23 protein-coding genes are annotated in these 24,910 nt (G+C 72.2%); 9 read left to right on the forward strand and 14 right to left on the reverse strand.

The features are described 5' to 3' along the window. Window positions 1-26 precede the first annotated feature (26 nt). Window positions 27-1,391, reverse strand: coding sequence for an extracellular solute-binding protein (locus tag AC3A3J_RS03040; protein WP_487670881.1), 1,365 nt, complete (start codon window positions 1,389-1,391; stop codon window positions 27-29). A 220-nt stretch (window positions 1,392-1,611) separates the two neighbouring features. Here AC3A3J_RS03040 and AC3A3J_RS03045 point away from each other — a divergent pair, with 220 nt between their 5' ends. The 4 genes from AC3A3J_RS03045 to AC3A3J_RS03060 all read left to right on the forward strand — a co-directional run bounded on the left by AC3A3J_RS03045 (window position 1,612) and on the right by AC3A3J_RS03060 (window position 9,273). Beyond that, a complete protein-coding gene (locus tag AC3A3J_RS03045; RefSeq protein WP_487670882.1) occupies window positions 1,612-5,085 on the forward strand; it encodes a sugar-binding protein in 3,474 nt (1,157 codons plus the stop codon). A 73-nt stretch (window positions 5,086-5,158) separates the two neighbouring features. Beyond that, a complete protein-coding gene (locus tag AC3A3J_RS03050; RefSeq protein WP_487670883.1) occupies window positions 5,159-6,118 on the forward strand; it encodes an acetylxylan esterase in 960 nt (319 codons plus the stop codon). Next, entirely contained in the window at window positions 6,115-8,913 is a 2,799-nt protein-coding gene (locus AC3A3J_RS03055; protein ID WP_487670884.1) for a family 78 glycoside hydrolase catalytic domain, read from the forward strand. The genes AC3A3J_RS03050 and AC3A3J_RS03055 overlap by 4 nt, the downstream gene beginning before the upstream one ends. Before the next feature lie 45 nt (window positions 8,914-8,958). Continuing rightward, window positions 8,959-9,273: a DUF2277 domain-containing protein gene (locus tag AC3A3J_RS03060; protein ID WP_487670885.1), complete on the forward strand. Its 315-nt coding sequence runs from the start codon at window positions 8,959-8,961 to the stop codon at window positions 9,271-9,273. Between the two features lie 48 nt (window positions 9,274-9,321). Here the strand turns inward: AC3A3J_RS03060 and AC3A3J_RS03065 are convergent, their stop codons facing one another. Next, window positions 9,322-10,020, reverse strand: coding sequence for a DedA family protein (locus AC3A3J_RS03065; RefSeq protein WP_487670886.1), 699 nt, complete (start codon window positions 10,018-10,020; stop codon window positions 9,322-9,324). Between the two features lie 215 nt (window positions 10,021-10,235). Between AC3A3J_RS03065 and AC3A3J_RS03070 the strand changes: the two genes are divergently transcribed. The 4 genes from AC3A3J_RS03070 (at window position 10,236) to AC3A3J_RS03085 (ending at window position 13,952) form a co-directional block, all read left to right on the forward strand. Beyond that, window positions 10,236-11,162, forward strand: a complete 927-nt coding sequence (locus AC3A3J_RS03070) for an ABC transporter ATP-binding protein (RefSeq protein ID WP_314649627.1) — start codon at window positions 10,236-10,238, stop codon at window positions 11,160-11,162. Beyond that, entirely contained in the window at window positions 11,159-11,992 is an 834-nt protein-coding gene (locus AC3A3J_RS03075) for an ABC transporter permease subunit (RefSeq protein WP_487670887.1), read from the forward strand. Before AC3A3J_RS03070 ends, AC3A3J_RS03075 begins: the two co-directional genes overlap by 4 nt. Window positions 11,993-12,114: 122 nt before the next feature. After that, the gene (locus AC3A3J_RS03080) at window positions 12,115-13,293 is read left to right on the forward strand and encodes a sensor histidine kinase (RefSeq protein WP_487670888.1); all 1,179 of its coding nucleotides are present in this window, start codon (window positions 12,115-12,117) and stop codon (window positions 13,291-13,293) included. After that, the gene (locus tag AC3A3J_RS03085) at window positions 13,290-13,952 is read left to right on the forward strand and encodes a response regulator (protein WP_487670889.1); all 663 of its coding nucleotides are present in this window, start codon (window positions 13,290-13,292) and stop codon (window positions 13,950-13,952) included. The genes AC3A3J_RS03080 and AC3A3J_RS03085 overlap by 4 nt, the downstream gene beginning before the upstream one ends. A gap of 13 nt (window positions 13,953-13,965) precedes the next feature. On the opposite strand, the gene AC3A3J_RS03090 is transcribed toward AC3A3J_RS03085, so the two are convergent. From AC3A3J_RS03090 to AC3A3J_RS03125, 8 genes are all read right to left on the reverse strand, one after another. Beyond that, window positions 13,966-14,829 carry an FHA domain-containing protein gene (locus tag AC3A3J_RS03090; RefSeq protein WP_487670890.1) on the reverse strand — a complete coding sequence of 288 codons (864 nt, stop codon included), beginning with the start codon at window positions 14,827-14,829 and terminating at the stop codon, window positions 13,966-13,968. A 14-nt stretch (window positions 14,830-14,843) separates the two neighbouring features. Continuing rightward, a complete protein-coding gene (locus tag AC3A3J_RS03095; RefSeq protein WP_487670891.1) occupies window positions 14,844-15,116 on the reverse strand; it encodes a hypothetical protein in 273 nt (90 codons plus the stop codon). 37 nt (window positions 15,117-15,153) lie between these two features. After that, on the reverse strand, window positions 15,154-15,786 hold the full coding sequence (locus tag AC3A3J_RS03100; protein ID WP_487670892.1) for a DUF2238 domain-containing protein: 633 nt from the start codon (window positions 15,784-15,786) through the stop codon (window positions 15,154-15,156). Continuing rightward, a complete protein-coding gene (locus AC3A3J_RS03105; protein WP_487670893.1) occupies window positions 15,746-16,627 on the reverse strand; it encodes an endonuclease/exonuclease/phosphatase family protein in 882 nt (293 codons plus the stop codon). Before AC3A3J_RS03105 ends, AC3A3J_RS03100 begins: the two co-directional genes overlap by 41 nt. Next, window positions 16,624-17,403, reverse strand: coding sequence for a glycosyltransferase family A protein (locus tag AC3A3J_RS03110; RefSeq protein ID WP_487670894.1), 780 nt, complete (start codon window positions 17,401-17,403; stop codon window positions 16,624-16,626). Before AC3A3J_RS03110 ends, AC3A3J_RS03105 begins: the two co-directional genes overlap by 4 nt. A 17-nt stretch (window positions 17,404-17,420) precedes the next feature. Further along, window positions 17,421-18,224, reverse strand: a complete 804-nt coding sequence (locus AC3A3J_RS03115) for an SDR family oxidoreductase (RefSeq protein WP_487670895.1) — start codon at window positions 18,222-18,224, stop codon at window positions 17,421-17,423. A gap of 31 nt (window positions 18,225-18,255) precedes the next feature. Next, window positions 18,256-18,510: a hypothetical protein gene (locus AC3A3J_RS03120; RefSeq protein ID WP_487670896.1), complete on the reverse strand. Its 255-nt coding sequence runs from the start codon at window positions 18,508-18,510 to the stop codon at window positions 18,256-18,258. 105 nt (window positions 18,511-18,615) lie between these two features. After that, window positions 18,616-18,954 carry a DUF7882 family protein gene (locus tag AC3A3J_RS03125; protein WP_487670897.1) on the reverse strand — a complete coding sequence of 113 codons (339 nt, stop codon included), beginning with the start codon at window positions 18,952-18,954 and terminating at the stop codon, window positions 18,616-18,618. Between the two features lie 210 nt (window positions 18,955-19,164). Between AC3A3J_RS03125 and AC3A3J_RS03130 the strand changes: the two genes are divergently transcribed. Continuing rightward, a complete protein-coding gene (locus tag AC3A3J_RS03130; RefSeq protein WP_487670898.1) occupies window positions 19,165-19,479 on the forward strand; it encodes a DUF7882 family protein in 315 nt (104 codons plus the stop codon). A 61-nt stretch (window positions 19,480-19,540) separates the two neighbouring features. Here the strand turns inward: AC3A3J_RS03130 and manD are convergent, their stop codons facing one another. The 4 genes from manD to AC3A3J_RS03150 form a co-directional block, all read right to left on the reverse strand. Beyond that, on the reverse strand, window positions 19,541-20,767 hold the full coding sequence (gene manD, locus AC3A3J_RS03135) for a D-mannonate dehydratase ManD (RefSeq protein WP_487670899.1): 1,227 nt from the start codon (window positions 20,765-20,767) through the stop codon (window positions 19,541-19,543). A gap of 71 nt (window positions 20,768-20,838) precedes the next feature. Beyond that, entirely contained in the window at window positions 20,839-22,230 is a 1,392-nt protein-coding gene (locus AC3A3J_RS03140) for an MFS transporter (protein WP_487670900.1), read from the reverse strand. Window positions 22,231-22,285: 55 nt separating this feature from the next. Continuing rightward, window positions 22,286-23,290, reverse strand: a complete 1,005-nt coding sequence (locus AC3A3J_RS03145) for an L-idonate 5-dehydrogenase (RefSeq protein ID WP_487670901.1) — start codon at window positions 23,288-23,290, stop codon at window positions 22,286-22,288. Then, the gene (locus AC3A3J_RS03150) at window positions 23,290-24,825 is read right to left on the reverse strand and encodes a mannitol dehydrogenase family protein (RefSeq protein WP_487670902.1); all 1,536 of its coding nucleotides are present in this window, start codon (window positions 24,823-24,825) and stop codon (window positions 23,290-23,292) included. The genes AC3A3J_RS03145 and AC3A3J_RS03150 overlap by 1 nt, the downstream gene beginning before the upstream one ends. Window positions 24,826-24,910 lie beyond the last annotated feature (85 nt).

Consider the following 24,910-nt stretch of genomic DNA (forward strand, 5'->3'; position numbering starts at 1 on the left):
GGAGCATCCGCCCCGATCGGGGTGTGTCAGCGGGTCAGGCGACCCTGGACGTCTTCCTGCGCCTTCGCGAGCAGGGCGTCGATGTCGGCGCTCTCGTCGGTGAGCACGGTCTGAATGACGGTGTCGAGCGCGCTGTAGACCTCCTGCGCGTTGTTGACGGGCTCGGGCACGACCGGGATCTCGGTCGAGGCGTCGAGGTACGGGGTGAAGTTGTCGGACGGCACGTTGATGTAGTCCGCGATCCACTCGAAGTACTGGTCGTACGCCTCGGTGTTCACGACGGCGAGACCCGGCAGGCCGGTGACGGAGCCGGCCTCGTTCGACGCCTTGGCGTCGGCGACGGCGGTCTCCTCGTCGAAGTAGCGCTGCAGGTAGAAGAACTCGATCCACTTCACCGCGGCGGCCTTCTCGGCATCCGTGGCCTTCGGGTTGACGATCTGCACGCTGCCGCCCGAGAGGGTGCCGTTGGGGCCGCCGTCCTGGGGCATGCCGCCGATGCCGAAGTCCTCGGCCGGCAGCTTGAGGTTCTGCACGACGCCGTAGTAGCGGTCGCTCGCGCCGATCATCATGCCGATCTTGCCGGCCGCGAAGTCCTGACCCTGCGCGTCCATGTCGTACAGCGTGTTCGCGGGCAGGGTGCCGTCTTCGAACTGCATGTCGTGCAGCAGCGCGAGGGCGTCGGCCGAGGGCGCGTCGTCGAACGTGGCCTTCGAGCCGTCTTCGTTCTCGACGGTGCCGCCGAACGAGTAGGTCATGCCGGTGAACTGCCATCCGCCGGTGTTGGCGGTGGTGAGCACCGAGAACCCGGCGGCGCCGGTCTTCTCGTTGATCTGCTTCGCGGCCTCGCGCACCTCTTCCCACGTCGTGGGCGGGGCGTCGGGGTCGAGGCCCGCGGCGGTGAAGAGCGAACGGTTGTAGACCAGGCCGAACGAGTAGGCGTTGGTCGGAACGGCGTAGACCTTGCCGTCGTCGTCGGACGCGAGGTCGAGGATCGACGGGTTGAGCGAGTCGAGCAGGCCTTCGTCCTTGAGCGCGTCGGTGATGTCGGCGGCCTGGCCGCGGGCGATGAGGCCCTGCGGCTCGGTGAGCGGCACGCTCAGCACGTCGGGCAGGGTGCCGCCGGCGGCGAGCGCCTGGAAGGTGGTGGCGTCGTATCCGGTCTCGACCGCCTCAAGGTCGATGTCGGGGTTGGCCTTCTCGAACGCCTCGACGCGCTCGTCGAAGTACTTGCGGTCTTCGGGGCGGTCGGACGACGGGCGGTCGCCGATCTGGATCGTGACCTGGCCGCCGTCGGAATCGGCGGGCTGGTCGGAGGACGCGCAGCCCGCGACGCCGGCGGTGAGGCCGCCGAGCGCGAGCAGAGCCGCTGCTGCGCGGATGCGATTCGACATGGGAACTCCTTCGTTCGGGTGCTGAGTATCGGGAAAAGCGATTGCTCTACCGATGTCTACCAGGTGCGCGCCCGGTTCGTCAAAAGCAATTCTACGGATGCTCCGATTGGTGTTTCACCGCGAAGAACGCGCTTGACACGGGCGCACTCCGCTCGCAAGGATGCCGGAGGGAAAACGATTTCCCGATTTTCGCGATATCCGGCTCGAAGAGGAGACACCAGTGAGATCACGAACGCACCTGCCGCGCCCCGCGCGACGTGGGCGGACCCTGAGCGCGGGGGCGGCATTGCTCGTCGTCGGCACGCTCGCCCTCCCGTCGGCGGCGGTCGCCGCCGACACCCCCATCGCGGTGGAGAACCTCGACGGCTGGTCGGCGGTGGCCTTCGACGGCACCACCGTCGCGCCGAGCACCGTGACCGCCGCGGACCGCGGCCACACCGGCGCCTCGTCGGTGCAGATCCAGCTCGACACCGCCGTCCGCGGCGTCGACGGATGGGAGATGGGCGTGCGCGCCCTGTCGAACACCGACCTCGACAGCGTCTCGTTCTGGGTCGACGCCGACAACCTGCACACGATCGGGGTGCAGCTCGTCGACGTCACCGGTCAGACCCACCAGAGCTTCCTTCCCGTGCCCGAGGTCGACGGCTGGCAGCAGATCAGCCTTCCCTCGGTCACCGGCGAGCCCAGCCACAGCGCCTGGGGCGGGGCGGGCGACGGCGAGTGGCACGGACCCGCGCAGCAGATCGGCTTCGTCGTGAACGGCTGGGCGCGGCCGGATGCCTCGCTCCCCACCGCGACCGTGCTCGTCGACGACATCGTCGTCTCGGCGGAGGCCGAGGAGCCCGCCTTCACCCTGGGCTCCGGAACGTTCGGCAACCTCTTCACCGCGGGCGACACCGTCGCCTTCCCGTACGACACCACGGCCGACACCGTGCGCTGGCGCACCACCTCGGCCGACGGCCGCACCCTCGCGAGCGGCGAGGAGCAGAACGACGGCTCGCTCGTGCTCGCGGGCGCGAGCCGCGGATGGGCGACGCTGACCGTCGACGCCTACCAGGACGGGGCGCGCATCGGCGGTGCGCAGACCACCTTCGCGGTGCTCGCCGACACCGACGTCGCCCAGACGGCGAACGGCCGCTACGGCGCGGCGACCCACTACGGGCAGAACTGGGATCCCGCCTCGATGCAGGCGCTCGAGCTCGGCGGCGTCGCGCAGTTCCGCGACGAGGTCTACTGGAGCGAGGTCGAGAAGACCCCCGGGGTGTACGACTGGTCGCTCGCCCGCGCCGAGTTCCTCGACCGCGCCCGCGCCACCGGCGTGAAGCCGCTGCTGCTCGCCGGCTACGGCAACCCGCTGTACGACGGCGGCAACGGCCCGGTCAGCCCCGAGGCCGTCGCCGCCTACTCGGCCTACGCCGCCGAGATGGCGGAGCAGTTCGGCGACATGTCGACCGGCATCGAGATCTGGAACGAGTGGGACCTGGGCCTCGGCGGCAACACGAACGTCGCCCCCGAGCACTACGTCAACCTGCTGAAGTCGGCGTCGCCCGCGGTGAAGGCGGTCGACCCCGACCTGCCCGTCATCGGCCCGGCCATCGCCAACCTGAACACCGACTGGCTCGAGAACACCTTCCGCCTGGGCGCACTCGACTACCTCGACGGCATCGTGCTGCACCCGTACAGCTACCCCGTGGGAGCCGAGGCCCTCGACGAGACCCTCAACCGCATCGACGCGCTCGTGCGTGAGTACAACGACGGCGAGTCGATTCCGCTGTGGATCACCGAGCACGGGTGGCCGACCGGCACCAACGCCCGCGCGATCAGCGAGCAGAGCCAGGCGGCGAACATCGCAAAGTCGGCCGTCATCACGGCCATGCACGACGTCGAGCGGTACTACGTCTACGACCTCGTCAACGACGGCGTGAACGCGAACGAGACCGAGGAGAACTTCGGCCTGCTGCACAACCCGCGCGACCCGTTCGGCGCCTTCACCCCGAAGCCCGCCTTCGCGTCGTACTCGACCGCGGCCGACGTGCTCGCGGGGGCGACCTTCGCCGGCCGCGACACCTCGATCGCCGACCTGTGGAATGTGGCGTTCACGACCCCGTCGGGCCCGGTGACCGCGCTGTGGTCGACCTGGGCCCGCTCGATCACGGTCGAGCTGAAGGGCGACGTGACCCTCGTCGACATGTACGGCGGCTCGCGTCAGGTCGCTGCGGGCACGGGCGCGAGCGTCGTGCTCGACCTCCGCGAGGGCCCGGTGTACGTGCAGGGCGAGCTGACCGGCGTGGCCGCCAACGCCACGACGCTCACGCTCGACCCCGCGTACCTCGGTCAGCCGATCGATGCGCACTGGACGATGGACAACGCCGCGGGCACCGCGGCGGGCGACTACCGCCTCGTGTTCGCCGACGGCCAGGAGGTCGCCCAGACGGTCGCCGCGGGAGCGTCGGCCACGGTCGACTTCACGCTGCCCGCGGCCACGGCGCTCGGCGAGTACGTCGTCGACGCCGACCTGTACCGCGGCACGACCTTCCTCGGCGCCCTCACGGCGTCGACCACGGTCAGCGAGCCGGTGACCCTCAGCGGCGATCAGACCATCACCGCCGACGGGGCATCCGTGCTGCGGCTGACCCTGCGCAACGCCTCCGACGCCGCGCTGACCGTCGACTCCCTCACCGCGGTGCTGGGCGAGGCGGCGAGCACCCTCGCAGAGGACGAGCAGGTCGCACCCCACAAGGCGCTCACGGTCGACGTGCCGCTCGACGGCCTCGCCGCCCGCACGGCGTGGACGGCGACGGCCACGATCGGCGACCGCGAGCTCCGGGCATCCGGCGCCGTGGCCCCGCTCGACGTCGACGCCGCGCTCGACGCCGCCCACCGCACCATCGTGGTCGACGGCGTGCTCGACGACCTCGACGACCTCACCCCCGTCGTGCTCGCCGGGCAGGATGCCGAGGCCGGCGCCCTCGCGGCGCTCGCCGCGTCCGACGACCAGTCGGCGCGGTTCTGGTACACGTGGGACGACGACAACCTCTACGTCAGCGTCGAGGTGACCGACGACGTGCACGACCAGCCCGCCGCCGGTGCGAACATCTGGCAGGGCGACTCGGTGCAGTTCACCGTCGCGGGCGGCGCCCCCGGCGCGGCGACGGCCTGGCACGAGCTGGGCCTCGCGCTCACGCCCGTCGGCCCGCAGCTGTACCGCTGGCTGGCGGTGGGCGACGGCCCGGGCACGGTCGCCGGGTCGCAGGTGGCGGTGCAGCGCGATGAGGATGCCCGCACCACCGTGTACGAGGCGGCGGTGCCGTGGGTGCGGCTCGGGGGCGTGAACCCCGACTCGGCCCTCGTGAGCAGCGCGCTCATCGTGAACGAGGCCGACGGCGCCGGCCGAGACGGCTACCTCGCCTGGGGTGGCGGCATCGCGGCCGAGAAGGACTCGACGCAGTTCCTGCCCGTGCGCCTGCTCGCCGCCGTCGATGACCCCGGAACCCCGGGCACGGGTGGCGGCACGGGTGGCGGCACGGGCACCGGCACCGGCGGCGCCGGAACCGGTACCGGAGCGGCCGCCGCCGACCCGCTCGCGCAGACCGGAGCATCCGCCCCGATCGCGCTCGCCCTGCTGAGCCTCGCGCTCCTGCTGGGCGGCGGCGTGCTCGCGGCGCGCCGGCGCCGGGCCCACGCAGCCCGCTGATCCCCCCTGCCCGGTGCCGTCGTCGCCTCTCGGCGGCGGCACCGGGCATCCCCCTTCCCGGAACGGAGACCCCATGCCCCTGTTCGACCTGCCGCTCGCGCAGCTGTACGCCTACCGCGCGGTCTCCGAACCGCCCGCAGACCTCGCCGAGTTCTGGCGCCGCACGCTCGACGAGTCGCGCGCCCTCGCCGCCCCGCCCCGGGCGACGGCGGTCGACACGGTCGTGCGCGGGGTGCGCACGCGCGACGTGGAGTTCAGCGGGTTCGGCGGACACCCGATCCGCGCGTGGCTCCACACGCCCCGTGAGGGAGACACCTCGGCCGTGGTCGTGCGCTACCAGGGCTACGGATCGGGACGCGGCCTCGCGCACGAGATCCCGCTCGAGGTGCACGCGGGCTTCACGACCCTCGTGATGGACAACCGCGGGCAGGGCGGTGTGCACGCCGTGGGCGACACCCCCGATCCCGTCGGCTCGGGCCCCTCGGCCCCCGGCTTCCTCACGCGCGGGCTCGCCAGCCCCGAAGACCACTACTACCGCCGCCTGCTCGCCGACGCGGTGCTGGCGGTCGACGCCGCGCTCGCCCTCACCGGTGCGACTCGCGCCGCCGTGCGCGGCGGCAGCCAGGGCGGAGCGCTCGCGCTCGCCGCGGCCGCCCTGCACCCGGCCGTCGCCGCCGCCACGGTCGACGTGCCCTTCCTCACCGATCTGCCGCGCGCACTCGACCTCGCCTCGACCAGTCCGTACGACGAGCTGCCGCGGTTCTTCGCCTCGCAGCGCACCCTGCGCGAGCAGGCCCTGCGCACCCTGTCGTACAGCGATGTGGCGAACCTCGCCCCGATGGCGACCTGCCCCGCGCTGTTCTCGGTGGCGCTGCTCGACGCGGTGTGCCCGCCGTCGACCGTGTTCGCCGCGTTCCACCGCCACGGCGGCACCGACAAGGACATCGTCATCTACCCCGACAACGGTCACGAGGGCGGTGGCGCCGTGCAGGACGAACGAGGCATCCGCTGGCTGCGGGAACGCCTCGCGTGACCCCCGTCGTCACCGGGCTGCGGCTCGGGCGCCGGCGCGATCTCTCGGTCGCCGTCGTGCCGACCCCGGCGGTCTCGTGGACCGTCGAGGGGCCGCCCGGGTGGCGTCCCCTGCGCGCCGAGCTGCGTCTCGACGACGCCGAGGAGCGGATGCTCGACGCCGATTCGGTGCTCGTGCGGTGGCCCTTCGCGCCCCTGATCGACGGGACGTCGCACACGGTGGCCGTGCGCGTGCAGGGCGACGACGGTCGCTGGACGGCGTGGAGCCCCGCGCTGCCCTTCGCGGTGCACCTGGCCGACGGCGCGTGGGACCGCGGGATGCTCGCACACCCGGCGCCCGCCGGCGCGGCGGCGCCGCTGCATCTGCGCCGTGAGGTGCACGTGCCGGACGACGTGGTGTCGGCGACGCTCGCCTCGACGGGGCACGGCGTGCACCAGGTGGCGATCGACGGCGTCGAGGTCGACGATCACGTGCTGAAGCCGGGCTGGACCTCGTACCGCGACCGGCTGCCGCTCGAGGTCGCCGACGCGACGACGGCGCTGACACCGGGGGTGCACGCGCTGACCGTGCGGGCGGCCGGCGGCTGGTTCACCGAACGCTACGGCTTCGGCGCGAACGCCGCCCGCGTGTACGGCGATCAGCCCGCCGTCTCGGTGCGACTGCGCCTGGTGCACGCCGACGGCCGGATCACCGAACTCGATGACACCGGGTGGCGGGTCGATCCGGCGCCGCCGCTCGTCGCGAGCGGGCTGTACGCGGGCGAGCACCGCGACCTCCGACGCGAGAGCGCGGGGTGGATGCTCCCGGGCTTCGACGACGCGGCCTGGCTCCCGGCATCCGTGACGCCCGTGCCGTCGGGTGTGCGGGTCGAGCTGCTCGACGTCGAGCCGGTGCGCCGCGTCGCCGAGGTCGCGCCGGTATCGGTGGATGCGCGGGCGGACGGTCGTACGGTGATCGACTTCGGTCAGAACCTCGTCGGGCGCCTGCGTCTGCGGCTCGACCTGCCCGCGGGCGCCGAGGTCGTGGTCCGCCATGCCGAGGTGCTCGACGGCGACGAGCTGTGCACGTGGCCGTTGCGGGCCGCGGAGGCGACCGACCGCATCGTCGGCGACGGTGCGGGACCGCGCGAGATCGAACCGGACTTCACCTTCCACGGCTTCCGGTACGCCGAGGTGTCGGGGCTGGGGCATCCGCTCGATCCGTCCGACGTGCGCGCGATCGTGCTGGGCAGCGACGTGCGTCGTACCGGATGGTTCGCCTCGTCCGACCCGCTGCTCGACCGGCTGCACGAGAACGTCGTGTGGAGCCTGCGCGGCAATCTGCTCGCCGTGCCGACCGACTGCCCGCAGCGCGACGAACGCCTCGGGTGGACCGGCGACGCGCAGGTCTTCGCGGCCGCGGCCGCCTCGGTCTTCGACGTCGACGCCCTCTACGGGACGTGGCTCGACGACCTCGCCCTCGAGCAGCGCGCGCTCGGTGGGGTGGTGCCGACGGTCGTGCCCAATCCGCTCGGCGCGTTCGCCGAGGTCGCTGCGGCAGGCTGGGGCGATGCCGTGACGATCGTGCCGACCCTGCTGCGGGAACGCTACGGCGACGACGACGTGCGCGCGCGACTCGCCCCCGCCATGGCGGCCTGGGTCGCGGCATGCGAGGGTCTGGCGGATGCCGGGGGGCTCTGGGAGCGCGGCTTCCAGTACGGCGACTGGCTCGACCCCACCTCGCCCCGGCCCGACAAGGCGAAGGCCGACCCGGGCCTCGTGGCCGGGGCGTATCGCGTGGCCTCCGCGCGGCTCGCCGCCGAGGCGCTGCGCCAGGCCGGCGACGAGACGGGAGCCGACGAGGCTGCGGGCATCGCGACGCGCGCCGCGGCGGCGTTCGAGCGCGCGTACCTCACGGCCGAGGGGCGGCTCATGTCGGATGCCCCGTCGGCGTACGCTCTCGTGCTCGCCCTCGACCTGGCTCCCGCCCGCCTGCGCAGGGCCATGGCCGAGCGTCTCGCCTTCCTGCTGCGCGCCGGCGGCTACCGCATGGCGACCGGGTTCCTCGGCACGCCCGTGGTGCTCGACGCCCTGCTCGACAACGGGCAGGAGCACGCCGCCGAGCAGCTGCTCTTCCAGACCATGTGCCCGTCGTGGCTGTACCCCGTGACGCAGGGCGCGACGACGATGTGGGAGCGGTGGGATGCCGTGCGCCCCGACGGCACGCTGCATCCCTCCGGCATGGTGTCGCTGAACCACTGCGCGTTCGGCGCGGTGGCCGATGTGCTGCATCGGCGGATCGGGGGCCTCGCCCCGGCGGCGCCCGGGTATCGGCGGCTGCGCGTGCATCCGTGGTTCCCGTCGCGGCTGGCGCACGCCGAGGTGCGGCACGAGACCCCGTACGGGCCCGCGCGGGTGGCCTGGCGGCGCGAGGGCGACCGGGTGAGGGTGACGGCCGAGGTGCCGACCGGGTCGGATGCCGAGGTGGTGCTGCCCGGTCGCGCGCCGTTCGCGGTCGGCCCCGGCACGCACGAGTGGGTCGTCGAGGCGGGGCCGGGGCCGGTGCATCCGCCCTCCCGCGGCGGTGGTCCGGGCGGCGTCGACACCGACCTCGCGGTGCTCGCCGATCTGCCGGGTGCGTGCGCTCTGGTCTCGGGCATCCTCGCGGAGCACTCGCCCGCGATGGCGACCGAGTTCGACGCGTACATCCGCTGGGTGCCCGGTCGCGCGCTGCGCCCCGAACTGGCCGCGGTCGCCGCCCCCGCCGACGTCGTGGACCTCATCGACGCCGCCCTTCGCGCTCCGCTGCCCGCGTGAGGGGATGCTCTTGACTCCTGGCGTCACGGGCCTAGCGTGGCTGGCATGTGCCGCAACATCATCCCGCTGAACAACCTCGCCCCGCCCGCGACCGACGACGAGTGCCATGACGCGGCGGTGCAGTTCGTGCGCAAGATATCGGGCACGAACGCGCCCTCGCGAGCGAACCGCGACGTCTTCGACCGGGCCGTGGCCGAGATCGAGCAGTCGGTACGGCGCCTGCTCGACGACCTCGTCACCAGCGCGCCGCCCAAGGACCGCGCCGAGCAGGCCGCCAAGCGCCAGGCGCGCTCCGCCGAACGCTACGAGGCCATCCGCGTCTTCCAAGAGGCCAAGCGCGCCGCCCGCGGGGGTACCTGACGCCTGACCCTTGGCCCCTCACGCGGCAGAGCGCACGCAGCCGGGGGACTAGTCGGCGTCGGGCTGCAGGGAGCGGTCGTCGGCGCGGTCGCGCAGGCGGCGGCGGATGCGCGCGGCGACGAACCACAGCACGAGCAGCGCGATCGCCCCGACGGCGACGTTCGAGATCAGGCCGCTCCACTGTTCGAGCACCGGCTTGATGGCGGGGCCGAACGCGTAGCCCAGGCCGATCCAGATGCCGTTCCAGACCGCCGAACCGAGCGTGGTGTAGAGCGCGAACGCCCAGAGCCGCATGCGCTCGATGCCCGCGGGGATCGAGATGAACGAGCGCACCAGTGGCACGCAGCGTCCGAACAGCACCGCGCGCACGCCCCACCGGTCGAAGAAGGCCTCGGCCTTGTCGAAGTCGTCGTGGTCGAGCAGCGGGATGCGCCCCACCAGGCGTCGCGTGCGGTCGCGGCCGATCGCGGCCCCGATCGCGTACCAGAGCAGGGCGCCGAGCAGCGCGCCCAGGGTCGAGGCGACCCAGGCTCCCCAGAAGCTCATGCGTCCCTCGTAGGCGAGGAAGCCCGCCACGGGCAGGATCGCCTCCGAGGGGATGGGCGGCACGAACGTCTCGATGAAGACCGCGAGTCCGACGCCGAGCTCGCCGAGCGACTCGATCAGGCTGAGCACCCAGCCGACGAAGCCCTCGTATTCGGACGACGAGGTCGCGGCGGAGGCCGGAAGGGGGAGGGCGTGGCTCATCGTGTCCTCTGCGGTGGGGGATCGCGGTGGTCATCCGCACGCTATCGCGCCCACCTGGCATGCACCTGCGAGTGGCCCGACGGCTCCGGCATCTGGTACCCAGGTACCACTGGCTTCCTCCAGGTTCCGTCGTGCGATGGACGCGGAGGGGGGATGCCCGTCTCTAGCGTGGTGTGGACGGGGGGAACTTCCCACCACCGATGTGGAGGACACACATGATCGAGGCACGTGCGCTGACGAAGCGCTACGGCACGAAGACCGCGGTCGGGGGCATCGACTTCTCGGTGCAGCCCGGTCGCGTCACCGGATTCCTCGGCCCGAACGGGGCCGGCAAGTCGACCACCATGCGCATGATCGTCGGACTCGACCGCCCGACCAGCGGCACGGTCACCGTCAACGGCAAGCCGTACGCCGAGCACCGCGCCCCGCTGCGCGAGGTCGGCGTGCTGCTCGATGCGAAGGCCGTGCACACGGGACGCACCGCCTACAACCACCTGCGCGCCCAGGCAGCGACGCACGGCATCGGCCGGCAGCGCGTCGACGAGGTCATCGCCCTCACCGGGCTCGAGAGCGTGGCGCGCAAGCGCGTCGGCGGCTTCTCGCTCGGCATGGGTCAGCGGCTCGGCATCGCGTCGGCGCTGCTGGGAGACCCGCAGACCCTCATCCTCGACGAGCCGGTCAACGGACTCGACCCCGAGGGCGTCACCTGGGTGCGGCGCCTCGTGCGCGGACTCGCCGCCGAGGGGCGCACCGTGCTGCTGTCGTCGCACCTGATGAGCGAGATGGCGCAGACCGCCGACCACATCATCGTGCTCGGTCGTGGTCAGGTGCTCGCCGACGCCCCGGTGTCGGAGATCATCGCGGGGGCGGGTGGCCAGACCGTGCGCGTGCGCACCCCGCACCCCGACCGCCTGGCCGCGGCGCTCCCCGGCATCGTCGGCACGCAGCTCCCCGACGGAGCGATCAGCCTGCAGGGCGTCTCGGCCGAGCAGATCGGCGACGCGGCTGCCGATGCCGGCATCCCGCTGCACGAACTGACGCCCGTCTCGAGCTCGCTCGAGGAGGCGTACCTCGCTCTCACGCAGGACGAGGTCGAGTATCGCGCCGGCGGAGTGCCGGCCACGACAGGAGGTGCACGATGACCGCGATCGCTTCCGCCCCGGCGTCCATCCGCTCCGACGCCCGCCTGCGCCTCACCGGCGTGCTGCGCTCCGAGTGGATCAAGTTCACCAGCCTGCGTTCGACGTTCTGGACCACCGCGATCATCCTCGTGCTGTGGGTGGGGCTCGCCGTGCTGCTCGCGAGCACCGCCGAGTTCGGCGAGGTGCCGGAGAGCGAGGAGCTGCGTCAGTACCTCGCCGTGTTCCCCGCCACGATCGGCGTGCAGGTCGGCATCCTCGTCGCGGGCATCCAGGGCGTGCTGGCCTTCTCGGGCGAGTACGCCACCGGGCAGATCCGGTCGAGCTTCGCCGCGGTCCCGCGCCGCCTGCCGGTGCTCGCGGCCAAGTCGGTCGTGGTGTTCGTCTGGACGTTCTTCGTGAGCCTCCTCGGCGTGTTCGCCTCGTGGGGGGCGGCGACCGCGATCCTCGACGCGAAGGGGTACGCGACGCAGTTCGACATCGAGGTGCTCACGGCCCTGCTCGGCGCCCCGCTGTTCGTCGGCCTCGTCGCGCTGTTCGGCGTCGGCATCGGCGCTCTCGTGCGCTCGGGCGCCGGCGGCATCACGATCGTCGTCGGCGTCGTGCTGGCGCTGCCGACTGTGTTCCTGCTGCTGAGCGGCTTCCTCGAGTGGGTGGGCGACCTGTCGCCGTACCTCATGACCAACGCCGGGTCGGTGCTCACCTCGATCCCGGGCAACGCGATGTTCGGCGATCCGGCGATCGGCACCGCCGACGCGCTGCTGACGCTCGCGATCTGGGCCGCCGTGCCGCTCGTCGCCGGTGCCTTCGTACTGAAGGGACGGGACGCCTGAGCATCCGCCGCGCAGGAAGGTCCCCGGTCGTCGCGACGACCGGGGACCTTCCCCTGCCCAAGCCGCCCGGAGGATTCCGCAGTTGGCTGCACCGGCATCCGCGGCTCTTCGACACGTTCGTCGTGCTCGTCTACGCGATCCCGACGCTCGCGGGCGGCGTCGCGGCCTCCTGGTACTCGATCTCCGAGAACCGCACGCTGGTGTGGGGGCTGCCGGTTCCGCAGGCCTGGGTCGTACCCACCGCCGCGCTCGTCGTGCTGGCCGTGGTCGCGGTCGCGCTGCGGCGTTCGCGGCCGTGGCTGCTCGTCGTCGTCGGATGCGCGTACCTGCTCGTGCCGTTGCCGATCCCGACCGCGACCGAGCTGCTGCCGTTGCTGTTCGGCCTGTACGCGCTCGGCGCCTACCGGTCGTCGCGCGCGGCGTGGACCGGCTTCGGCGTGGCGACGGCGGTCGGGGTGGTCGGCGCGTTCACCGGGTCGCGCGCCCAGGTGATGCTCTTCGCCGCCAGCCCGGCGCCGAGCTTCTGGGAATCCCTGACCAGCGCGGGATCGATGGTCATCCTGCTGCTCGTCGCGACGCTCATCGGCACCAGCGTCGGGGGGCGCCGCCGCTACACGCAGGCGCTGATCGACCGCGCAGAGCGGCTCGCGTTCGAGCGCGACCAGCAGGCGGTCATCGCCGCGGCGCAGGAGCGCAACCGCATCGCGGGCGAGATGCACGACGTCATCGCGCACAGCGTGACCGTGATGATCGCGCTGTCCGACGGGGCGGCCGCGGCGGTCGGCGCCCGGCCCGATGCCGCGGCCGAGACGATGCGCGAGGTGGGCGACACCGGTCGCCGCACGCTCGCCGAGGTGCGCCGCCTGCTCGGCGTTCTGCACGAGGATGACGGCCGACCGGCCGAACGGATGCCGCAGCCGGGGGCCGATCAGCTGGCCGAGCTCGTCGACGGCTTCCGTGCGGCTGGTCTCGCGGTCTCGTTCCGCACCACGGGGACGCCGACCGCCGACCCGTCGCTCGGCCTCGTCGTGTACCGGCTGCTGCAGGAGTCGCTCACCAATGCCCTGCGCTACGCGGGAGACGCGACGGTGAGCGCCGACGTGCACTGGTCGGCCTACGGCGTCGCGATCGAGGTGGCCGACGACGGCCCCGGTGCCGGCCAGCCCTCTCAGGGGGCGGGCCGGGGGCTCGTGGGCATGCGCGAGCGCGCGGCGCTCTACGGCGGAACGGTGGAGGCGGGCCCGCGGCCCGGCGGAGGATGGGGCGTCACGATCGCCCTACGAAGCGAGGGGGAGAGATGACCGACGACATCCGGGTGCTGCTGGTCGACGATCAGCAGCTGGTGCGGCGGGGGTTCCGCATGGTGCTCGACGCGGAGGACGGCCTGACGGTCGTCGGCGAGGCGGGTGACGGCCGAGAGGCGGTCGAGGCCGTGCGCGCCGTGCGGCCCGACGTGGTGCTGATGGACGTGCGGATGCCCGGCATGGACGGCATCCGCGCCACCGAGCTCATCACGGCGATGCAGCCGGGGTGCCGCGTGATCGTGCTGACGACGTTCGACCTCGACGAGTACGCGTTCGGCGGCCTGCAGGCGGGGGCGAGCGGGTTCCTCCTCAAGGACGCCCGGCCGAGCGACCTCGTCGATGCGATCCGGGCGGTGCACCGGGGCGACGCGGTGGTGGCGCCGCGGGTGACCGCGCGCCTCGTGCAGCTCGCCGCCCCGGCGCTCGCGCGCAGCCGACCGCGCGACGAGAGCCGCCTCGATGTGCTGAGCGAGCGCGAACGCGAGGTGTTCCTGCTGATGGCGGAGGGGGCGAGCAACGCCGAGATCGCCGAGCGGCTGTTCGTGTCGGAGTCGACCGTGAAGACCCACGTCGGCAAGGTGCTGCGGGGCCTCGGACTCCGCGACCGGGTACAGGCGGTGATCTTCGCCTACGAGATCGGGGTCGCGGGGTCCTGACGCGATCGTGCCGTCAGCCGAGCTCGCCCGACCCGTACGGTCGCACCGGCTGCTGCTTCTGGAACTCGTACTCGCCGCCTTGACGCCCGCCGAAGGGGCGCCCGTGGTCGGCGAACTCCTCGCGGTAGTAGGCGAGCCGCCACGTGCCGATCTCGATGCGCGAACCCGTGCGGAGGATGCGGGCGTTGTCCGACCCGTGCGGCAGATTGGGGCGGCCGCCGCCGACGGGGGCGAAGGAGTACAGCACGTACTCGTCGTCTTCGTTGTGGCGGATCTCGGCGTGGATCGCCTCGAGCCCCTCCAGGCGCAGATCGGCGTCGGGCCCTGACCCGATGCGCGTGCGGTCGGGAAGCAGATCGAACTCGCGCGGGCGGCTGCCGGCCCAGCCGCTCGCCCCCACCGCGAAGATCAGCCGCGGACGACCGGAGCCGGGGATGTAGTGCGTGGTGGTGACGCGGCGCCGCACCCGGCGCGCGACGGTCGGCACGAGGGGGAGCGGAGTCGCCGGGGGCGCCGGGATGCGGAAGCCGGCGTCGCGGTCGCGCCGCTGCGCCTCGGTCAGGAGGGCGACGGGACTGCCGAGGCGGATGTGCGGCGACCCCGCGATGACCCGCCCGACCGGTCCCGCCTTCACGTCGCCGAGCTGCACGAGGGTGCCCTTCGGGCCGTCGACGCGCAGGCGGATGCCCCGTCGGGCGAGCCCGTCGGCGAGGGGTCCGAGTGCGGCGAGGTCGTGACGCGACATGCCGCTGAGTCGCGTGGTGTCGCCGAGCCGGACGACGACCTCGTTCCCCGCGGCCTGCACGTCGAACTGCGACACCGTGTCGCCGTCGGGGCCGAGCTGCTCGATCTGCAGGTCGATGTCGAGGCGGATCATGGTCGTGGCCGGGTTCAGGCCGGGTCGGGGGATCCGGCGCCGGAGGCGCTGTCGCTGGTGGTGACGCGCAGGGTGCCGTTGAACTTCCACGTCGCCCGCGGCGCGTCGGGGCCGATGTCGCGGGGCACCTCGACCGTCATGTCCTCGAAGGTGTAGTTCACGGCGGCGCCGCGGCCGGTGAGGTACGCCCACATCTCGCGTCCGAGGTCGGTCCAGTCGGTGATGGATGCGCCGGTCGGGCCGGATTCCGACGAGAACAGCTCCGAGGGTTGCGTCGATTCGCTCATGGGATGCTCCTTTGCCGATCCATGTAGGTGAATCAGATTATGCGCCCGTCCTCGAACCGTGTCCAGAGCTGTTCGACGGCGTCCACGAATCGCGGCCCGCGGGTCGGCCGACGCGCACGAGGGCGAGCAGGATGCCCGCGGCGACGCCGCCCAGTCCGCCGAGCACCATGTCGCCGATGGTGTCCTGATAGGTGACGTAGATGTCGTCGCTGATGAACGCCCAGCCGAGCCACTCGATCATCTCCCACACGGCGCTGATCGCCAGGGCGATGAGCGGCAGCAGCACGATCGGCGTGCGCCGGCGGACCTCATCGTCGCGGGTGAGCGGCACCACGCGGGTGCGGGTCAGGATGACCGCCGCGACGATCGCGAGCACGCCCGTGCAGGCGAAGTGCAGCACCAGGTCCCACCCGGCGATCGACCGGTAGAGGTCGAACACGTTGCTCCATGCGGCCACGAGCACCACGATGCACGCGGCCACGTCGAACCAGGCGGCGAGACCGAGCATCCGGGGGAGCATGAGTGCGGGCAGGGCGAGGGCGGCGATCCCCGCATCCGTCGGCTGCAGCCAGATCGCGGCGGCGACCACGCCCAGCACGCCGAGGAGGCGCAGAGCGTCGGCCGCCCACTCAGCGGGAGTGCGGGGCGGCCGGAGGAAGTCGTCCTTCATGCGGGTCCTCTCGACCTGCGAGGTGCAGGAGGGTGTGCACGGCGAGATGGTCAGACGGCGTGCGTCCTTCGAACCTACGCGGATCGATGCCCGCGGCGCGAACCCGGATGCCGGGCGTCACCGCGATGAGGTCGATGCGGCGGCCGTTCTCGCGCGGGGGCCGGTAGTCCGCGAAGGTGCCCCACGCCGGGGTAGCGCGCCGTTCGGCCACGGCCCACGCATCGCGCAGCATCCCGTCGGCGAGCAGTGCGCGCACCGCCGGAGCGTCGACGCCCGCATTCAGGTCGCCCATCACCACCGACGGCAGGCCGTGCCGGTGCACCAGGGAGCGCAGTGCATCGGCCGACCGCAGCCGGGCGCGCGGCGAGAACGGATCGAGGTGCGTGCAGACCGCGAGGAAGCGCGCGCCGGTGACGCGGTCGTCGAACTCGCCCCAGACGGCCGTGCGGGGGAAGAGGGCGCCCCAGCCGAGCGACCCCGGCTCATCGGGCCGCGGCGAGAGGGCCTGCTGCCCGGCGTCGACGAGAGACAGCCGCCGCTCGTCGAAGAAGAGCGGGTTGCCCTCGCCGCCGCCGTCGGCGTCGCGCCCCCGGCCGATCCGCCGGTACTCGGGGCCGAGGGCGTCGCGCAGCACGGGCAGGATGCGCGGCCGCACCTCCTGCAGGCCGAGCACCGCCGGGCGCTCGGTGCGCAGCAGCGCCGCGACGGCCGGGGCGCGGTGGCTCCAGCGGTCGCGTCGGCGGACCAGAGGTCCCTCCATCGCGCGGCGCACGTTGAACGTCGTCACGAGCAGGTCCTCCCGCGCCGGCGGCCCGAGCAGCCGAGACACCGCCGCGCTCATGCGCGGGAGCGGATCGGGCCGGCGGCGGGGCGGCGCGCCCTCCGCGCGAGCAGCCGCGTCCACCGCAGAGGAGGGAAGTCGCGGGGCCAGTGCACGAGGACGCTGCGGAACCCGCGGTGCACGCGTCGCCCGAATCGACCGGCCGTGAACGGCCGCATGGACATGCCCATGCTGTCGCCGGGCAGCAGCCCGATGCGGTGGTGCTCCCCGAGATGGAAGGCGAGGTCGAGGTCGTCGTGCACCTCGGGGTCGCGGTGGATGCGGTCGCGCACCGCGACCCACGCCTCGCGGCGGAACGCGAGGTTCGACCCGAAGAGCGGGCGATGCCCGAGGGCGAGGCCCGTGACGAGCGTGTATGCGCCGAGGTAGACCGCGGCGAGCGGGGCGCGCAGGCGCTCGGGGCCGTCGGTGAAGCGCGCGCGACCCGTGACCGCCGCGAGGTGCGGCTCGTCGGCGAAGGCCCGCAGCACCTCCGCCACCCAGCTCGGGTCGGGCACGCAGTCGGCGTCGAGGCGCAGGATGAGATCGCCGCGGGCGACGTCGTAGCCCGTGGCCGATGCGGCCGCGATACCCGGTTCGGCGCATTCGAGCACCCGCGCGCCGGCGTCGAACGCCACGGCGGCCGAGGCATCCGTCGAGCCGTTGTCGACGACCACGATCTCGTCGGGCCTGCGCGTCTGCGCGGCGAGCGCGACGAGGCAGCGGGCGAGCAGATCGGCATCGTCCTTCACGGGGATGACGACGGTCGTCGTGAGGCCGCCGGGGTGCGCGTCCATCGACGGTCGTGCGGCGCTCAGACCGAGCGCCAGTCGTGCGACGTGATGCTCGCGCCGGCCTGCGGCCCCATCTGCAGCATCCCGCCGTCGATGACGATGGAGGCGCCGGAGATGTACGCGGCCTCGGGGGAGGCGAGGAAGGCGATGAGGGCGGCCACCTCGCGTGCGTCGCCCGGGCGGCCGAGGGGGATGCCGGGGCGGTCCGCGGCGTGCGGGTCTTCGTCGGTCTGCCCCGTCATCGGGGTCGCGATCTCGCCCGGGGCGACGCTCACGGCGCTGATGCCGGCGCCGCCGAGCTCGAGGGCCAGGTTCTTCATGAGCCCGTCGAGTCCGTGCTTCGCGGCGTCGTACGCGCTCGAACCCATCATCGGCTGGTGGGCGTGCACGCTCGTGACCGAGATCAGGCGGCCCCCGCCACCGGCCGCGACCATGGCGCGTGCGGCCCGCTGGAGACACACGAAGGCGCCCGTGAGGTCGGTGTCGACCACGCGGTTCCACTGCTCGAGGGTCAGGTCGAGGAAGGGCGTCTGGGTGCCGGTTCCGGCGTTGTTCACGAAGACGTCGACGCCGCCGAGCTCGGCGATGAGAGCGTCGACCACGTCGCCGCAGGCGGGGATGTCGGCCGCGTCGAGGCGCGCCACGACGGCGCGGGCGCCGTGACTGCGCACCTCTTCGGCCGTCTCGTGCGCGCCCTGCTCATCGCTGTGCCAGGTGATGCCCACGTCGATGCCGGCCGCGGCCAGAGCGACGGCGGTCGCACGGCCGATCCCCGAATCGGCCCCGGTGACGATGGCCCGACGGGCCTCCTGCTCGATGCTCACGCTGCTGTCCTCTCGTCGGCGACCGGACCGGTCAGAGTTCCCAGTCCGAGAAGGGGGCGATGGGCGCCTCCTCCTCGGGGGTGGCGACGCTCTCGTGGGCGACCGTGACGATCACCTTCGCGCCGGGCGAGACGAGCACGCTCACGAGTTCCTCACCGCTGGAGAGGTCGACGAACGTCGGCTCCGACCGTGCGGCGTTCTCGATCAGTTCCATGACCTCGACGAGGTCGCGATCGGGATCCAGCAGGAAGTCGTGGCCATCGATCTCGATGTGTGCCCGTGCCATCGTCCTCGCCCCGTCCATAAGGTGACGCTAACTCCATCGGGTCGGCGTCGCTGAGGGGGTTGTGTCATCGCCGAGCGCTTGATAGCGATGGCGATGACAGCGGCGTCAGACGTGCGTCGACAGGCCCAGTCGCTCGGTCGCGACGCCCTCGGCGGGTTCGGGAACGAGGTAGAGACCGTTCGGGCCGTTCGCCGTGAAGGCGAGAGCTTCGACCCACTCGCGGTTGACCGAGGGCTGGCGGCTGCCGTGGTACTTGTACACGATCGCGCTGCCCGCGTGGATCCACACGGTGGTGCGGCCGCCGCCGATGCTGGGGTCTTCCTTCCACGTGAAGGCGAAGGGCTCGCCGCGGCGGAGCTTGGCGGTGATCACGAGCTGCAGGTGCGTGAGCGCGCGGTCCTCGATCTCGGTCTTGACGTTGCCCTCGTAGATGAACTTGCCCATGAGAGGCTCCTCACTCCGGCCACCGGAACCCGTGTCATGAGGCGCGATCATGTGGATCGCATCGTGGTCTTCCCACCGTCGCATCCGGGTGCGCGCGCGATGAGCGCGGACGTGGGGTTCTGCGTCCGGTGTCATCGGATCGGGCGCGCGCACGGCTCCCCGTCGCGAAGCGGGGTCACCGCACGTCGACGACCGGGCTAGGGTGCTCCCATGGGAACTCTGCGCTACGGCGGATCGAACGACGGCATTCCGATCGAGGACCGCGCACTCGCTCACCTCAAGGTCGCCATCGCGACCAAGCTGCGCCGCAACGAGAGTTTCACGCTGTCGTGGCGCGACCCCGAGAACGGCGAGCACGGGCGTGAGACCATCTGGCTGCACCCGTCGATCCCGCTGCGCTTCGTCTTCGACGACCCCGAACCCCCGCAGCTCAACGTGAAGTGGATCGAGCAGCTCATGATGTCGGCCAACTCGTCCGGCGGCATCACCCTCACCGACGAGGTGCTCGAACTCCCCGAATCCTGACGCACATCGGCCCCGGGGGCGACCGTGAGGTCGCGGCCGGGGCCGACGTCTGCGCGGGGTCCTACCAGTCGTGCACCGTGCCGTCGAGCAGACGGTTCACCGGCAGGTACGCCTTGGTGTACTCGTGACCGGCCGCGGCCTCCTCGTCGAGCTCGACGCCCAGACCGGGCTGGTCGCTCGGGTGCAGGAAGCCCTGGTCGAACGTGAACGAGGTGCGGAAGACCTCGAGGGTCTGCGCGTTGTGCGGCATGTACTCCTGGATGCCGAAGTTGTGGATCGCCAGATCGAGGTGCAGGGCGGCGGCCATGCCGACCGGGGAGATGTCGGTGGGGCCGTGGATGCCCGACTTGATGCCGTAGATCGCCGCGAAGTCGAGCAGCTTCTTCATCGCCGTGATGCCGCCGGTGTGGGTGACCGCCGAGCGCACGTAGTCGATCAGCCGCTCGGTGATCAGGGTCTGGTAGTCGTGCACCGAGTTGAACACCTCGCCGATCGCCAGGGGGGTCGTCGAGTGCTGGCGCACGAGACGCAGGGCCGTCTGGTCCTCGCCCGGGGTGCAGTCCTCGAGCCAGAACAGGTCGTAGGGCTCGATGTCCTTCGCGAAGCGCGCGGCCTCGATCGGCGACAGGCGGTGGTGCCCGTCGTGCAGGATGCGCAGGTCGGTGCCGAAGTCCTCGCGGATGCTCGCGAACACACCCGGCATGTGGTTCAGGTAGTTGCGGGTGTCCCAGCGCTCCTCGGCGGGGCGGTCGCCCGAGCGCTTGGCGGGTTCGTAGTCGTAGCGCACGCCCGGCCCGGCGTTCGAGACGCCGTAGATCTGGCCGAGGCCCGGCACGCCGGTCTGCACGCGCACCGCGGTGTAGCCCAGCTCCTGGTAGCCGGCGATCGCGTTCTTCAGCGCCGCGTAGTCGGTGCCCGAAGCATGCGCGTACACCCGCACGCCCTCGCGGCTCGCGCCGCCCAGCAGCTGGTAGAGGGGCATCCCTGCCTTCTTCGCCTTGATGTCCCACAGTGCCATGTCGACGGCGGCGATCGCGGCCATCGTGACGGGGCCGCGGCGCCAGTAGGGGCCGCGGTACAGGTACTGCCAGGTGTCTTCGATGCGGTCCTCGTCGCGGCCGACGAGCGTCGAGGCGACGTGGTCGGAGAGGTACGACGCGACGGCGAGCTCGCGCCCGTTGAGGGTCGCGTCGCCCCAGCCGACGATCCCGTCGGTAGTGGTGATCTTGAGCGTGACGAAGTTGCGCCCTGGACTGGTGATGATGACGTCGACGTGCGCGATGGCCATGTCGTCCTCCTCGAAGAGAGAGGGGCGGTCCGCGGTGTCGCGGACCGCCCCCGGGTGGTGGTGTGTGCGGGTCAGATGGCGTCGCGCGGGTCGGTCAGGTCGCGACCGGCGACCTCGGGCATCCAGATCGACGCGACGAGCGCGCAGAGCGTGAAGAACACGAGCATGAGGATGATCGGGATGAACGAGCCGGTGACGGCCGACACCCAGGCGGCGGCGATCACGGGACCCGCGCCGGTGGCGACGATCGCCGCGATCTCACGGGCCATCGCGGTGTAGGTGTAGCGGTTGCGGGCGCCGAAGATCTCGGGGAGCGTGAGGTTCTCGAGCGACGCGAAGCTCATCACGGCGAGGTTGTGCAGCACCACGTAGCCGACGAACACCTGCAGGGTGTCCTTGCTGCTGATCATGAGCATCGTCGGGACGATCACGATGAGCGCGATGACGGCCCAGACCATGTACATGCGCTTGCGGCCGAACCGGTCGCCGAGCCAGCCGGACAGCGGCACCGTGATGAAGGCCACGAGCGACGAGACGATCACGGCGTTGACGCCGATCGAGCGGTCGAGCAGCAGCACGACGGTGATGTAGCTGATGAGGTACGTCTGGATCATGCCCGAGTTGCCGGCCTGACCGAAGCGCAGCAGCAACGCGATCGAGAACGCCTTCCACGGTTTGCGCTGCATCGACTCGAGCGTGCGGATGTCGCCCGTCTCTGTCGCGAGACGGATCGTTTCCTCCTTCGACAGGGCCTTGCCGTCGACGACGTCGTCGCGCTCCTCGAAGACGGGGGTCTCCTTGAGGTTGAAACGCACCCAGATGGCGAAGAGCATGATGACCGCGCTGGCGATGAACGGGATGCGCCAGGCCCACTCGATGACCTCGTCTTCGCTGAAGGCGACGAGGAGGATGGCCCAGATGCCCGAGGCGAGCAGCGTGCCGCAGTTCGTGCCGAGGGCGACCAGCGAGGCGATGATGCCGCGGCGCTTGGCCGGGGCGTACTCGGCGAGCATCACGCCGGCGCCGGAGATCTCGGCTCCCGCGCCGAAGCCCTGGGCGATGCGCAGCAGGACGAGGAGGATCGGGGCGAGGATGCCGACCTGCGAGTAGGTGGGGAGCACGCCGATCAGGGTGGTCGCGAGGCCCATGAGCAGGATCGTGTAGAACAGCACCTTCGTGCGGCCGGTGCGGTCGCCGAGGCGGGCGAAGAAGAACGCGCCGACCGGGCGGGCGACGTAGCCGACGCCGTAGGTGGCCATCGCGGCGACGACCGCGACCGCCGGGTTCTCGGACGAGAAGAACAGGTCGGCGAACACGAGCGCGGCCGCCAGCGAGTAGAGCTGGTAGTCCATGAACTCGAGCGCGGTGCCGAGCCATCCGGAGATGGCGGCCCGCACGAGGTCGCGGATCGACCTCTTCTCGGCGGGATCGACCGCCGGGGCCGTGGTCTGGGCGTCTGACATGGGGGTACTCCTTCGGACCGGGGAACGGATGGGTGCCGCGGGGCGGCGGGTGACGCTAGAGGGAGAGCAGGACCTTCGCGGAGGCCGACGAGTCGCGGGCCAGCTCGAAGGCGCGCACGGCATCGGATGCCGGGATCACGTGCGAGACGACGGGGTCGAGGGCGTCCGACTCGGCGAGCAGGCGCACGGCGTCGTCGATCTCGGTCGAGAAGCGGAAGGCCCCGCGGATCGTGAGCTCCTTGGCGAGCATCGGCGCGAGGTTCACGCCGATCTCGGCGTTCGGCAGCATCCCGACCTGCACGACCGTGCCGGCACGGCGGGCGGCGCGCACCGCCTGGGTCAGCGCGGCGCCGACGCCGGAGCACTCGAAGACGACGTCGTACGACTCGGGGTCGATCGTGTCGCGGCCCACGAGGGCGACCTCGGCGGCGCCGAGCGCCTGTGCGCGGTCGAGCGGCTCGGCGCGCACGTCGCTCGCGCCGACCACCGCGGCTCCGGCGTGGACGGCGGCGGCGACGACGAGCAGGCCGATCGGGCCGGCCCCGATCACCAGAACGCGCCGACCGGTCACGTCGCCGGCGAGGCCGACGGCGTGCAGGGCGACCGCGAGCGGCTCGGCGAGGGCGGCGCGCTCGAGGGGGAGTCCCTCGGGCAGCACGCGCACCATGTGGTCTTCGACGATGAGCAGTTCGGATGCCCCGCCCTGGCGGTGCGGGTCGGCGGCGGCGCTGCCGAGGTAGTCGCCGCCGGGGCGCAGGTGCGGGCGCTCTTCGAGGCCGGGCACCGATGCGCCGTACCGGGCCGGGTGCACGGTGACGGGCGTGCCGGGCGCGAGGCGACCGGAGGGGTCGAGGTCGACGACGCCGGAGAGCTCGTGGCCGGGCACGAGGGGCTCGCGGATCGTGTACTCGCCGTTCGCGCCGTGGAAGTAGTAGTGCAGGTCGGAGCCGCAGATGCCGACGAAACCGACGCGCAGCCGCACCTCGCCGTCGCGGGGCTCCGGGGCGTCCCGGTCCTCCCAGCGGATGTCTTCCTTGCCGTGGATGACGAGCGACTTCATCAGCGGGTCTCCTTCGTGGGGGTGCGTGTGTCGAGCATGCCCTCTTCGGCGGCCGAGGTGGCGTCGGCGAGGGCGGCGTCGGCGCCGCTGCGGTGGATGGTGTCGACGAGCTGACCGACACGGGCGATGAAGGCGTCCTGATGCGCCAGCGCCGAGCCGAAGAGCTGCAGGTCTGTGATCACGCGGCGGGCGAGCTCGGCGCCGTCGCGCACCGTGCCGGCGAAGGCGGCGAGCCGCTCGCGGGCGGGGTCGGTCATCGCCGCCGCGTGCGGTCCCGGCTCGAAGCCGGCGAGCGGGGCGAGGCACGACAGGTACCCGGCGACCGTGAGCGCGATGAGGTGGGGCATCCGCCCCTGGCCCAGGGCGAGCAGCGCCGGTTCGGGGATGCGCTGACGCAGCTTGACCGATCCGTCGGAGCCGACCTGGCTCGTGCGGTGACCGAGCGCGCTGTTCGCCCAGCGCTCGAAGAGCTCGTTCTCGTACGCGCGGATGTCGACCCCGGTCGGGATCTCGATCGACGGCTCGTACTCGCCGCGGATGATCGCGCGGGCCGCCGCGGCGATGGGCGTCTGCACGATGGCGGCCGGAATCGTCTCGGCGCCGCGCAGCGCGCCGAGGTAGGCGATGAGCGAGTGCGTTCCGTTCAGCAGCCGCACCTTCATCTGCTCGTAGCGGCCCACCTCGTCGGTGAACACGGCGCCGCCCGCCTCCCAGGCCGGGCGGCCGACGGCGAAGCGGTCTTCGATCGCCCACATGGTGAAGGGCTCGGCCGGCACGGGAACGCTGTCGCGTGCGCCGAGCAGGGAGTCGACCTCGTCGCGGAGCGCCGCCGTGGTCGCGGGCACGATGCGGTCGACCATGCTCGACGGGAAGGTCACGGCGGCGTCGAGGAACGCCAGCGTCTCGTCGCCCTCGCCGTGCGGCAGCGCCTGCAGGAATTCCCGCACGAGCTTCTCGGTGTGGGTGCCGTTCGAGGCGAGGTTGTCGCAGCTCAGCACCGAGACCGGCGCGCCGGTCGCCGCCCTGGCCTGCAGTCCGCGGGCCAGCTGGCCGATGGTGGTGCGCGGGGCGCCGCCCGCGAGATCGGCGCGGATGCCGGTGTCGTCGAGGTCGAGGCGCTCGGTCGCGGCGGAGTAGCTGTAGCCGTTCTCGGTGACGGTCAGGGTCACGATGCGGATGCCCGGGTCGGCGAGCTGCGCCACGACGCGGTCGGGCTGCTCGGCGCCGACGAAGGCGTCGGTGTGCACGCCGGGGATCGCGAGCGTCGTGCCGGCGGGGGAGATGGTGGCGACGGAGTAGAGGAAGTCCTGGGCGTGCAGGCCGTCGACGATGGAGCGCGAGCGGGAGGCGACGCCGACGATGCCCCAGGCGCCCGGCTGCTGCTGCAGGGCTGCGGCGGTGTACACGGCCTGGTGGGCGCGGTGGAAGCTGCCGAGCCCGAGGTGCAGGATGCCGGCACCGGTGGGTGAGGCCGACGGGGCCACCGCGGCGGGGGTGGCGCGGCCGAGGATCCGGAGATCGGCGTTGATCGTCATGAAAATCAGTGTGAGCGATTTGTACAAACTTGTCAACTTGCTTTCATCGGAGAGGCCGTGCCATAGGATTGCGGCGAACCGGAGG

The organism is Microbacterium sp. Soil_N32, assembly GCF_057655505.1.